Raw genomic sequence first — 11,181 nt, 5'->3', positions numbered from 1 at the left:
TCGCAGTCGATAGCTGTATCTTTGGCATTAACCGCCACAGTAAAAACCAAACTTGAGAGAGACAATAATAATTGCTTTTTCATCATTTTCCTCGAAAGCACATAACGCCCTGTTAAGGTGTGAGCAACGCAATACCGATGCTTCCGCATACCACCTTAAACACTAAACGCAACGCATAACAAAAATGCCACGCGTTGCGAATCACTCTTGAACAGTTTGTTATATTCATTTTGCCCAAGGGTCTTCAAGACAAATATCGATCATGTCTAAATTTGTAATGTCGATGTTTGCATACCTGTCATTTCGTTCGTTAACTCTTGGCGTACCATAGATAAAAACATAAGCAGTCGGGTTCGGAGATTTATAAAGTTTTTCAATCCTTTTGGCTACCAGCTTTTTCATCTTGTAATGTTCAATTAGCCGGTCACCAATCATAACCGTGGTGGTGAACTCTTTGTCGCTGCTATTACCCTTTAGTTTTTTCTTGAACTTTATCTGGTAACCGTGACCTGATGGTAACCTATTGATAAATGCCCAACCGTGATAAATAGAAGGCATTTGCGGCAAGTCAGAAACTATCTGATTTTCTATTTTACTAAAAAGGCTTGTGTAAGGTTTGTCTTTACCCGCAATATTTAGTCTGCGTAGTTCTAAAGTTCCATCTTTCTTGTACCTAGCATACCTACTAACAACTGTCCTTACCGAATAGATACTACTAGTGACACCAATTTCTTTCAGTTGCCTTTCAGCTTTAGACTTCAGTATGTTAACCATTCGTACTTTGGCGTTTTTAGCGCGGCTATTAGTTTTATAATGGTCGTAATACGATTCAGGTCTTTTCTCTAAGAATGTGTCTACGATTGAAGTATCAAGCGTTTTATGAGTCGCTGTTTGCGTTGTTGGCTCTGCGTACTGAAGCTTCAGAGGTACATTTCTAGAAACTTCACACCCTTTGGTGTGAGAACCAAATACTCGGAAATGAGGCACTACTTTTAGTGAGCTAGTATCTTTATCAAGGTTTGCACAAGTAACATTAGCTGAACAGTTTGTACCCGGACACAAAAATGCTCTCTTGTCTTCGAGCATTCCCGACCAGTAAAGCTCATATGCCTTATCTGGGTCGATAAAATCATCTATTTCAATAGAATATGCCACATCTAAAGACATATTATGTTACCTCCGAATGAATATAACATTTTATTCAACGACATCATGTCGTATAACCCTGTCGTATATCTCTTGACTAAAATCATCCTCTAACCAACTGATATACAACAAGTAAACCCATCTTATGAAACAAACATCTCACTAAGATATACGACATCATGTCGTATATCTAATCTATGTACACAATTCTATGTAACTGTTCTGTCTAGCGTTTCATGATTTCTACTCATCGCATCGAAAATCAGCGACTTGTGATTCGGAACTGAAAAAGCGACAGACTATAGTCCCGGTTCTGTTCAACTGTTTTTGTGAAATGATGACCGACATACCACCACCGATTAAACAACCTTCAGGTAAATTTCTTCACCAGCTGCGTACTTTTATCCGGTTACGGGGATTGTCTTATTCCACGGAAAAGACTTATCTGCATGGATTCGCCGATTTGTTCTGTTCCATCGCTATCAACGACGTGATCACATTCGTCCTGAAGATATTCCGGTTTTTCTCGAGCATTTAGTGTTACAGGCAAATGTGGCTCCGAGTACACAAAAAACTGCGTTCAATGCGTTAATTTTTCTGTGCCGGGAATATCTTCAGCTCAACACAGAGCAATTATCATTCAAACGAGCGGCACCGAAAGTACGCTTACCCGTTGTGTTTTCACATGATGAAGCCATCAGTATTATTCAAGAGATATCCCAACCCTATCAGTTGGCTGCACAGCTCATGTACGGTAGCGGCTTACGTGTCAGCGAAGCAATGCGATTGAGAGTTCAGGACATCGACTTCACCAGCAGTGCCTTCACTGTCAGAAATGGGAAAGGAGATAAAGATCGCCAAACCCTGCTTCCCAAAAGTTTGCATGAAATCTTGTCCAGGCAGATTCAAGGGGTGGTCCAACGCCACCACCAAGATTTAGCAACCGGTTTTGGGGAAGTGTACATGCCATTTGCTTTGGCAAAAAAGTATCCGTCCGCGTCCAAAAGTACGGGTTGGCAGTTCCTGTTTCCAGCATTGCATCTCAGTCAGGATCCGAGATCAGGCAAAAGAATGCGGCACCATATCAGTACCCGCCAGATTCAGCGACATGTGAACCTGGCAATTCGAACGGTAGGCATCTATAAAAAAGCCGGATGCCACACTTTTCGGCATTCATTTGCGACACGGCTGTTAGAAGCCGGAACTGATCTGCGAAGCATTCAGGAACTGCTTGGTCACTCAGACATATCTACCACACAGATTTACACTCATGTTGCCGGTGTGCATCACTCAGGCGTGACCAGTCCAATGGATACATCCCCGCAAACACGCTACCGCTCCTGACAATCAAGTCACGCGCCTGAAGATATATTTCTTGTTGCCTGACATCATAGGCAGAGATGAACGGCGTTTCACGCAATGATGCGTTTGAGGTTGCATATCTGTGGGTAAGCGCAAAGTTGCATTTCTGGATGCATTGCAGAACGGGAAAAGTGAGTGCAGGTAGTCCTTCAAAGCGCACCGGATGCGCCTGAATTCGTGAAAGAAATGACCGTGGGCTCAGAAGCTCGCAGATGCCTCTATCCGAAAACGGACCCGCTAGCTCTTTTTACTGAGGTACATCCGGGAGTCGGCCTTCGCCAAGATATCTTCCAGATTCATACGTCGGCCTGGAGGAAGTGTGTACAGTCCAACACTGAATGACAGCTGATAAGGGCGATGCTGGTTGCGGTTAAATTCGTCTACAGCCAGTTCAAACCGATGAATCGCTTTCCGGGTTTCTTCCTCTTCCATCCCGGTATAAAGCACCACGAACTCATCTCCGCCAACACGGGCAAACAAATCAGAAGACCTGAAGCACTGGCTGATCAGCATTGCGAAATCTTTCAGCGCATGGTCGCCGGCCTGATGACCCCATTGATCATTAATCGTCTTAAATTTATTGAGATCAAAGAAAGCCAGAGAAAACGGTTCATCGTATTTCTGACAATTTTGCAGGCTTTCCGAGGCCAGTTTGATGAAACCACGCCGGTTGGAAATCTGAGTCAGTTCATCAATCGTTGCTTCATGCAGCGCCGACAGTTCCTGTTCGGCAATTTTTGCCAAATCAATTAAATCCCGGATTTGGTCTGTATTCAGCATTTTAGGCTGATGATCGACGATGCAAAGCGTCCCCAGTTTGTACTTTCCACGATACAGTAGTGGCACACCGGCGTAGAAACGAATAAAAGGCGGACCAACCACCAGCGGGTTATCATGAAATCGCACGTCTTTGGAGGCATCAGTGATGATGAAAGGCTCATTCCCTAAAATGGCATGACCACAGAAAGAAACATCCCGTCCGGTTTCGGTCAGTTCAGCACCGTAACAAGACTTGAACCACTGTCTGTTTTCATCGACCAGAGTCACCGTCGACATCGGGACATTAAACAGCCGTCGCGCCAGTCGGGTCACGCGGTCGAAACGCTCTTCACGCTCCGTATCCAATATTGCCAGCGAACGCAGACACTGCAGCCGTTCAACTTCATCTCTGGGCTTCTCCGGCACTAACATGACTTCCGATCCTACAACTTCAACTCTCATATCCACAAAATATACTACCAAAGCATTTACGAAAACCCTTTATCCGATTTAACACGCTCAAGACCGGATATTATGTCGTTCACCTCACATTGATTCACAATTTCTATGCGAATGATTCATATGGGGTAATTTTTTATTCCAAAGCGTCATATCAGAGAAAACTCCGGTTCACACTTCCCTTGCTGTTGACAGACAATCTTCACAAAAGGAAGCCTACTGATTGGCCTGACTTTCAGACATTACTGCGACAGGAGCTTATAGAAATAGACCGTTGCATCCAGTTCACCCGTCGCGCTCAACGCAAACTGTGGAATCCGTCCCGCTTCTGTATAGCCCAGCGTTCTGTACAGCGATGAGGCGACGTCACCCTCCCGGGTATCCAGTACCAGCAAGTGGCGGGCTATTTGCTGACAATATGTTTCTGCAGCCAGCATCAGCGCCTTACCTGCCCCACGGCCACGTGCGTTTGTGTTCACCATCAGCTTTTCGATTTCAGCACGGTGCGCACCGTTTTTCTTGCCACACAATGCCAGCTGAACCGTACCGAGCAGCTGTTCACCCTCACAGGCAATCCAAAGCTTTCTGTGCTCCCCCAAAGCTTGTGCAACATCCTGCCAGTATGCTTCAGCATCAACACGGCAGAGAGGCGGCAGAAAACCGATGGAAGCACCATCATCCACACAATCCTGCAGCAACCCGGTTAACTGTTGAAAATAAGGCGACAAATCTTTAATTTCAATGACATCCATGAAGCGACCCACATTCCAAAAATTTGTTTGTACAATGACGGCATGAGTCACGCAACAACAATCATGGAATCTTTATCACACAGATGGGGTAATCACCGGGATTCTGGCCGCCTCCCATATCCAGACATACGTCCTCATACCGAAACCTTTCGAAGGCCACGCCAGCAATAAAACCGGCAGCCACCAGTAACACCAGAGCAACCACTTTCAGGATTGTTTTCATGATGATCTCTCATTTGATGCCCTTCCTCAGGCAGCTTCTGTTCACGAGTCACAGCCTGCTTAACGTCACAACCTGTGTATCTTCTGAATCAGTCAGTAACGTTCTTCTTGATTCGAAATATCCGGGTTCAGGAAAAAGCCATGTCCAAGAAAATAGACCGCCTGCTGAATTGTTTCGTCATCACTCATGATCAATGTGTGGGTTGCCGGCAGGACAAGATGAGCCTTCATCCCTGCAACTTTTGTACTTTCGACACTCACTTTGCCATCATGCGGGTCCGGCAATGGCCATGAGGTCAGAAAGTCGATACTGCGATTTCCGGCAATCACACCCAATTCAAAATTGACAGGACCAAGGCGCTTCGGCAGGCTCTGGACATCCGTTCCTAACTGTTGCCCCGCCGGTCCGTAGATCCACTGAAACAGGAAAAAGTCACGCAATGTGTCAACGACCTCACTGCCCTGATTCGGCGGTGCGAGCATAACGACGCGCCCTAATGCGGGCAAGTGATGCACAGACAGATACTGCCGGACCAGAATGCCGCCCATAGAGTGTGTCACGAAATGAACCGGCTGCGTGTGGCCACACTGAGACACCCCCTCCGGTATCACCCGCTCTGCAAGTGCCGGAATATTCATCTGAGTTGAAGGATAATCGACATTCACTGTCTGATAGCCCGCTTGCTTCAGCGCCTCAGACATCGCGGACATTGAATGAGCGGTTCTTGCCAGCCCGTGCAGCAGCACAACACAACCGGGATTCAACGTTGCAGCCTGAACCAGCGCCGAACTGGCAGCAAGATACAGGCAGGAGAAGAACAAGCATCTGAAAACCCTCTGTTTCATTCCGGGGGATACCTCGTCACAAGTGAGTCTGAATCGGCACCAAAGCTCCTCGCCAGAGATGCTTCACGCCGCGCCTGATAACTCGGGCCTGATAACTCGGGCCTGATAACTATAGACAGCATAAAAAAACCCGCAGCTCGCTGCGGGTTTCGATTGAAATCTCAGACGGATTCAGCTGAAGACATCAAACGCCAATCGGACCACCGTCATTGCGACGAATCACAACCGTTGCAGCACGGGGACGAACCGTCACACCTACCGGTGTTTCTTCGGCCGCATTCTCAGAGTATGGCCAGTTGCCCGGGTGCTGAATATTGATGAAGACTGATTTGTAATCCGGACTGATTGCAAATCCTGTCACTTCACAGTCATTCGGACCGACAAAGAAACGTTTCAGTTGGGTCTGATTCTCACTGGTGACCACCTGTTGTTTCCCCTGTGCATCGACCATGGCTGAAGGCACGATTGCCAGCATCTGATCATTGGTGTACTTGGTCACTTCCGAAGCACCATTGTCGGTTTGCACCCATAAAATGCCACGCCCGTCGAACGACAAGCCATCCGGGCTGGCAAACATATTCAGATTCGTCAGACCCGAACGGTTGATATCCGCATCTGCACCGGACGGCGCTCCGAACAGGAAAATATCCCAGCTGAATGAATTCTGGTCACTGCCCTCATCCCAACGGATGATGTGACCAAAATAGTTATCCAGACGCGGGTTCGCTGCATTGGCTTCCTTACGGCTGGAGTTGTTGGTCAGTGTCAGATAGACAGTACCGGTGTAAGGATCAACCGTCGTCCATTCCGGACGATCCATCGGTGTCGCGCCCACCAGATCTGCAGCTCCCGGCGTGTTCAGCAAAATCGCAGCCAGAGAATCAAAGTCGTCCCCCAATACACCGCCGTCTTTTTTCGGGCTGTCCATCGTCAGTGGCAGCCATTGCCCGATACCGTCTTCAGAGAATTTCGCGACATAGAGTGTTCCGTGATCCATGTACTTATCACCGACTGCGCGACGGTTCGCCGGACTCGCATCAGCCGGATCCCAGACTGCATCAGAAACGAATTTATAAATGTATTCGAACTTGGAGTCATGGCCCGAGTAGAAAACGACCGGCTTTCCTTCTTCCAGCTTTCCAAACGCACACCCTTCGTGACGGAAACGGCCCAGTGCAGTTCGTTTTACAGCGCGCGCATAGGCATTGTAAGGGTCGATTTCCACAATATAGCCAAAGCCGTTTGCTTCATTCCGGTAGTCCCCTGCTGCGCTGCCTGCCGATGGTGTGACGTTAAACCGGGTAAACTCATCCAGACGTTCATCAGCATCGCCCGCCAGATCATCCCAGCCATAACGCGTACCCGAACCAGAAACGCCAATCCGGTTCTGATCTTCAGTTTTCGTGCCTTTGTTGACAAAGTAACCCGGCCAGTTCTCTTCACAGGTCAGGTATGTGCCCCAGGGTGTGTAACCGTTACCACAGTTATTCAGGGTGCCGCGAGTCTGGCTGCCATCGGGCGAGAAACGGGTTTCCAGATGAGAAGTAAAGGCCAGGGGGCCCGCCATGTCCATGACAGTGGCTGCGGTAAATCGACGGTTCAACGGATCATTGTCCACGATCTGCCAGGTGTTTCCGTTCAGTTTCACACGCACAACACTGACACCGTGTGCATTGATTTCTTTCCGGATCTCTTCAACGCTTGTCCGCAAACCTGTGCCGCCATCTTTGGTCGGACCGTTCGGGTGCAAGGCATTCTGATCAATATATTCGTGGTTGATGCACAACAGACCGTCATCAGCAGCATCATTCAAAGAGAAAAAATGCATCCCGTCATGGTGCATCCCCATGGCGTTTGCCTGATCATCCGCCGAGTTGTTCCCGGTGTTATCCCAGACACTCGCTTTGTTGTTCAATGGCGTGCCCCATGGCACCAGTACCTGAGCTTGATAACCTGCTGGTACTGCCACAGCATCCAGCAAAGCGCCAGGGATCGACTCAAAATTCAGCACCACATCGCTGCGGCTGACTGTATCTGTACTGCCGCCTGATTTACCTGACTGACTGTCACTGCCGCATCCAGCCAGCCCGAAACTGCTCAGCGCCGTCAGTGCACCCAGCCCTAATGTACTTTTCAGTGCCGTACGGCGGGACAAATGTTTGTCCAGAACTTCCTGAAAGGTTTCATTGCCACTTTTGTTATAGCGATTTGGATCGAACGTCGCCTTGCTCATGATTCTTCCCTAGTTGTGATGATTATCAGCATAGATGTACAAACGGGCTCATATACTGACGGCGCAGTGTTACAACACGGAGAGAAAACGATGACGATTCAGTTTCATTCTCTTTAAAAACAGAGTGTTAGTTCGCGTACATGTCAAAATGCGATGTACTGCATCGATATTTTTGAGAGAGGGAGAAAAAAGACGAAGGAGAGATTTGAGACTGCCGGAACAAAAACAGGGCCGGAACCGTTCAATGCATGGCTCCGGCCGCGAGATTTTATGTCTCAACATTTCTTGCAGGCCCTGTCGGGCGGAATTTCAGACTAGTTATTGTTTATCGGACGGATGAGATTCCCAGTTCTTCAAAAACATTTTTGGCTACTGTCATCCCATTGATGGCAGCCGGAAAGCCCGCATAGACAGCCATTTGCAGAATGACTTCAACAATCTGTTGCGGCTGACATCCAATGTGAAGTGCACCTTTGATATGACTCGCCAGCTGCGGCTGGCAATTTCCCATTGCAGTCAGTGCAGAAATCGTCGCCAGTTCACGGGTCTGAAAATCCAGCCCTTCACGGGAAAGCACTTCACCGAATGGAAAAGCAATAATAAAGTCAGCCAGCTCCGGGCAAACAGACTTGAAACTTTCTTTTAAATGCCCGGCTGCGTGAGGATCCAGTTCGTTGAGTCTGGAGAGGCCTTTCTGATAACGTTTTTCGTCTGTCATAATTTGCTCTTTTAATCTTTTATCAACTCCCAGCCAGCCAAACTCGGATTGGCCCGGAGTACATCAGCCAGCTTATCCTGTTTCAGGCTACCGGCATCTGTCAACTGAACATAGACGCGTTTCTCTTTGTCAAGACTCTGTCCCGCTTTAAACGCCTTCGAACTCAGTGTCACTTTACCCTGATAAATGTTCACGATATCAAATGTTGGTATATCAAGATACTGGGCGAAATTATTAAAGACATGACGCGTTTTTGCAAAGCAACGCATGTTGTCAATCACGTACTTACCATCTGCAATGCCTGTAATAATGGCAGCCTGATTTTCAATATCGAAGTATGATTCTGCGCTCCAGATATCTTCAGTGCCGTTCTCATCGGTCACTTTTTTCATTCGAAAAGCAATTGCACGACAAGGCAATGAATGATTTGCTTCCGAATCGATGTCCATATAAAGGGCGAGTACACCGCTATTTTTATCGGCCTGCAATCCAACCAACGCGCAGCCACTCATCAGTAATCCCATTGCCGCAACGAGCAGTGTTTTTCTTTTCTTCATGTTTTGTCCATTCCGTGGTTTTGTGAGGGCTGCATTTAATATTGAACACAGTTCATTTTGCAACCCTGAATCATCAGAATGTTGATAGCAGGCAGATAATCAACTTGTCACCTATAAAAAAACCGCCAACTTTGGCGGTTTTCCACGAAAATGCTGAACCTTACAGGTATTGTTTGGCCACTTCCTGAGGTTCCAGTTCAACACCTTCCAGTTCCTGGTTCCAGTTCAGACCTACCAGAACACCATCTTCGGCAAGGGTGACCATCCAGTCTTGAACGAAAACATCCAGCGGCAACTCAGTCGCCTGAAACTCAGCCCACTCATCCACACAGTGGAATTTCGCGTCAGCTTCGTTCGACCAGAACGGCATCACTTCTGACTCTTCAAATTCACTGGAATCAACCGACAGCCAATCCCCTTCTTCGTTACACAAACCGTAGACAACCTGTGCCTCTTTGGATTCAGTGAAGAACAGTTCGGCATTTGCCTGAACGTCTGCAGTTAATTTCGTCATCGTGATATCTCTCTTGATTAGGGGCTCGCTGATTCGCGGGCTGCTGGCGCAAATAGTAGCAAAGTTTATCCGTAATGTAAGATCAAATTCTTAGGCCGATTTTCACTCCGTCTAACAATTGAACGCTGACCGTCTCAGACCGTGTTTATACTTGTAATGACCACGAAGTAAGCATTATCGAGGTAAACATGGCCACTATTGACTGGCAAACTTATCTGTCTCCATCAGCTTTGCAACCGCCTCGCCCTCATCTGATCGAAGCCCATCAGTTGCTGGGGGATCAGCTGCGAGGAAAAGTGGCTGTGGACTGTGGCTGCGGTCGCGGCAGGGATACCTTCTTTTTGCTGGAAAATCAGTACCGGGTCTATGCCTTCGACAGTAACCTTGAAAGCCTGAGACAATTATCAACACATCCGCTGGCGGCTTCCAATGCACTGTTGGATCTTCAGCACTGCAATTTCAGCGAATACCGTTTCCCAAAGGCCCACCTTGTTAATGCCAGTGCTTCACTCTTCTTTTGTCCGAGGCCAGACTTCTACGCGGTGTGGCAAAAGATTGTTCAGTGCTTATATCCGGGAGGATTATTCTGTGGTCATTTTCTTGGCATGAATGGAGATGAAACCGACAACTCTGATCAGGTCATGACGCTCAGCAGACAAGAGCTGGAGCGGTTATTCAGTCAGTTTTATGTCGTTTCCTGGCAGCAGCGGCACGAGGTTTCTTCACGCCTGACCGGTACGAAACACCAGTGGCACATTCACACCTTAATTGCGATGAAGAAATAATCGGCCGCCATGAAGCGAAAGCAGCACGGGCACCTGGTGATGCAACGAACGGAAAAGTTCAAAGCTGTCCTGCTGATCACCACTGCGCTGATTTTGCTGGTGCTGGTTCTGTCTCAATCGCCCATCACACAACCCGCTGATTATTATCAGTACGCCGATACGCGTGCTGCTTTCGGTGTTGCAAATTTTGCCAATGTCATCACCAACCTGCCATTTGCGCTCATCGGCTTCCTGGGAGTCCGGCTGCTCAGCCAGATCAGCAGACATCATGTAGACCGGGTGATTGAACCGGAAGTGTCTCCGGCCTATTTTTTGTTTTTTCAGGGCCTGATTGCCGCTGCCTTAGGCTCAGCCTATTACCATCTTTCGCCGGCACCTTTCAGTCTGATGCTGGACCGCCTGCCAATCTGTCTGGTGTTTCTGAGTCTGTATTGTCTGGTCCTAAGTGAATACATTCAGCCCAGTCTGGGGCAGAAACTTTTGTTTCCGCTCAATGTGTACGGGCTGCTGGCGGTCATTTACTGGTATGTTCAGACCAGCACCGGCGATCGCCCCGCTGATTTAAGTGCCTACGTCCTGGTACAATTGCTGCCCGTTCTGCATTTACCCTTAATTCTGTTGCTGTATGACGAAAAGCGGCCGGGGGGACGATATTATCTGGCAGCCCTGATGTCATACGGGCTGGCCAAACTGGCCGAATATCAGGACAACGAAGTGTTTGCACTGACTGGCGGGTGGATAAGCGGCCACAGTGTGAAACACTTACTGGCCGCATTGTCGGGGTGGTGGATCTATCTGTTATTGAAAAAGCGACTATCGCAGCAATAA

12 protein-coding genes are annotated in these 11,181 nt (G+C 48.0%); 3 read left to right on the top strand and 9 right to left on the bottom strand.

All coding sequences use genetic code 11. The annotated features are described in order from the left end of the window. Window positions 1–225: 225 nt before the first annotated feature. On the bottom strand, window positions 226–1,167 hold the full coding sequence (locus ACYP03_RS07960) for a hypothetical protein (protein ID WP_031846314.1): 942 nt from the start codon (window positions 1,165–1,167) through the stop codon (window positions 226–228). 357 nt (window positions 1,168–1,524) lie between these two features. Between ACYP03_RS07960 and ACYP03_RS07955 the strand changes: the two genes are divergently transcribed. Then, window positions 1,525–2,490, top strand: a complete 966-nt coding sequence (locus ACYP03_RS07955) for an integron integrase (RefSeq protein WP_459779180.1) — start codon at window positions 1,525–1,527, stop codon at window positions 2,488–2,490. 255 nt (window positions 2,491–2,745) lie between these two features. On the opposite strand, the gene ACYP03_RS07950 is transcribed toward ACYP03_RS07955, so the two are convergent. The 8 genes from ACYP03_RS07950 to ACYP03_RS07915 form a co-directional block, all read right to left on the bottom strand. Continuing rightward, entirely contained in the window at window positions 2,746–3,699 is a 954-nt protein-coding gene (locus ACYP03_RS07950; RefSeq protein ID WP_459779173.1) for a sensor domain-containing diguanylate cyclase, read from the bottom strand. A gap of 269 nt (window positions 3,700–3,968) precedes the next feature. Continuing rightward, window positions 3,969–4,478: an N-acetyltransferase family protein gene (locus ACYP03_RS07945; protein WP_459779172.1), complete on the bottom strand. Its 510-nt coding sequence runs from the start codon at window positions 4,476–4,478 to the stop codon at window positions 3,969–3,971. Window positions 4,479–4,539: 61 nt separating this feature from the next. Then, complete coding sequence (locus ACYP03_RS07940) at window positions 4,540–4,701, bottom strand: hypothetical protein (RefSeq protein WP_459779171.1); 162 nt, start codon at window positions 4,699–4,701, stop codon at window positions 4,540–4,542. Between the two features lie 92 nt (window positions 4,702–4,793). Beyond that, complete coding sequence (locus ACYP03_RS07935) at window positions 4,794–5,546, bottom strand: esterase/lipase family protein (protein WP_459779170.1); 753 nt, start codon at window positions 5,544–5,546, stop codon at window positions 4,794–4,796. Between the two features lie 184 nt (window positions 5,547–5,730). Continuing rightward, on the bottom strand, window positions 5,731–7,779 hold the full coding sequence (locus ACYP03_RS07930) for a PhoX family protein (RefSeq protein WP_459779169.1): 2,049 nt from the start codon (window positions 7,777–7,779) through the stop codon (window positions 5,731–5,733). 325 nt (window positions 7,780–8,104) lie between these two features. Beyond that, window positions 8,105–8,497 (bottom strand): carboxymuconolactone decarboxylase family protein, encoded by a 393-nt coding sequence (locus tag ACYP03_RS07925; protein WP_330960270.1) that lies wholly within the window; start codon window positions 8,495–8,497, stop codon window positions 8,105–8,107. Window positions 8,498–8,508: 11 nt separating this feature from the next. Then, window positions 8,509–9,054 (bottom strand): hypothetical protein, encoded by a 546-nt coding sequence (locus ACYP03_RS07920; RefSeq protein WP_459779168.1) that lies wholly within the window; start codon window positions 9,052–9,054, stop codon window positions 8,509–8,511. Window positions 9,055–9,214: 160 nt separating this feature from the next. Then, window positions 9,215–9,568, bottom strand: a complete 354-nt coding sequence (locus ACYP03_RS07915) for a DUF2750 domain-containing protein (RefSeq protein WP_248142005.1) — start codon at window positions 9,566–9,568, stop codon at window positions 9,215–9,217. 188 nt (window positions 9,569–9,756) lie between these two features. Between ACYP03_RS07915 and ACYP03_RS07910 the strand changes: the two genes are divergently transcribed. Both ACYP03_RS07910 and ACYP03_RS07905 read left to right on the top strand, forming a co-directional pair. Beyond that, a complete protein-coding gene (locus ACYP03_RS07910) occupies window positions 9,757–10,353 on the top strand; it encodes a class I SAM-dependent methyltransferase (protein WP_459779167.1) in 597 nt (198 codons plus the stop codon). A gap of 39 nt (window positions 10,354–10,392) precedes the next feature. Beyond that, window positions 10,393–11,181, top strand: coding sequence for a ceramidase domain-containing protein (locus tag ACYP03_RS07905; RefSeq protein WP_459779166.1), 789 nt, complete (start codon window positions 10,393–10,395; stop codon window positions 11,179–11,181).

It is taken from the genome of Photobacterium sp. R1, assembly GCF_054600795.1.
The sequence above is the reverse complement of the archived record's forward strand: the minus strand, read 5'-3'. Positions and strand labels throughout refer to the sequence as shown.

Coding starts and splice junctions, on each gene's coding strand:
- ACYP03_RS07945 (WP_459779172.1), bottom strand. CDS start 4,478: ATGGATGTCATTGAAATTAAAGATTTGTCGCCTTATTTTCAACAGTTA.
- ACYP03_RS07915 (WP_248142005.1), bottom strand. CDS start 9,568: ATGACGAAATTAACTGCAGACGTTCAGGCAAATGCCGAACTGTTCTTC.
- ACYP03_RS07930 (WP_459779169.1), bottom strand. CDS start 7,779: ATGAGCAAGGCGACGTTCGATCCAAATCGCTATAACAAAAGTGGCAAT.
- ACYP03_RS07935 (WP_459779170.1), bottom strand. CDS start 5,546: ATGAAACAGAGGGTTTTCAGATGCTTGTTCTTCTCCTGCCTGTATCTT.
- ACYP03_RS07940 (WP_459779171.1), bottom strand. CDS start 4,701: ATGAAAACAATCCTGAAAGTGGTTGCTCTGGTGTTACTGGTGGCTGCC.
- ACYP03_RS07950 (WP_459779173.1), bottom strand. CDS start 3,699: ATGTTAGTGCCGGAGAAGCCCAGAGATGAAGTTGAACGGCTGCAGTGT.
- ACYP03_RS07905 (WP_459779166.1), top strand. CDS start 10,393: ATGCAACGAACGGAAAAGTTCAAAGCTGTCCTGCTGATCACCACTGCG.
- ACYP03_RS07920 (WP_459779168.1), bottom strand. CDS start 9,054: ATGAAGAAAAGAAAAACACTGCTCGTTGCGGCAATGGGATTACTGATG.
- ACYP03_RS07910 (WP_459779167.1), top strand. CDS start 9,757: ATGGCCACTATTGACTGGCAAACTTATCTGTCTCCATCAGCTTTGCAA.
- ACYP03_RS07960 (WP_031846314.1), bottom strand. CDS start 1,167: ATGTCTTTAGATGTGGCATATTCTATTGAAATAGATGATTTTATCGAC.
- ACYP03_RS07925 (WP_330960270.1), bottom strand. CDS start 8,497: ATGACAGACGAAAAACGTTATCAGAAAGGCCTCTCCAGACTCAACGAA.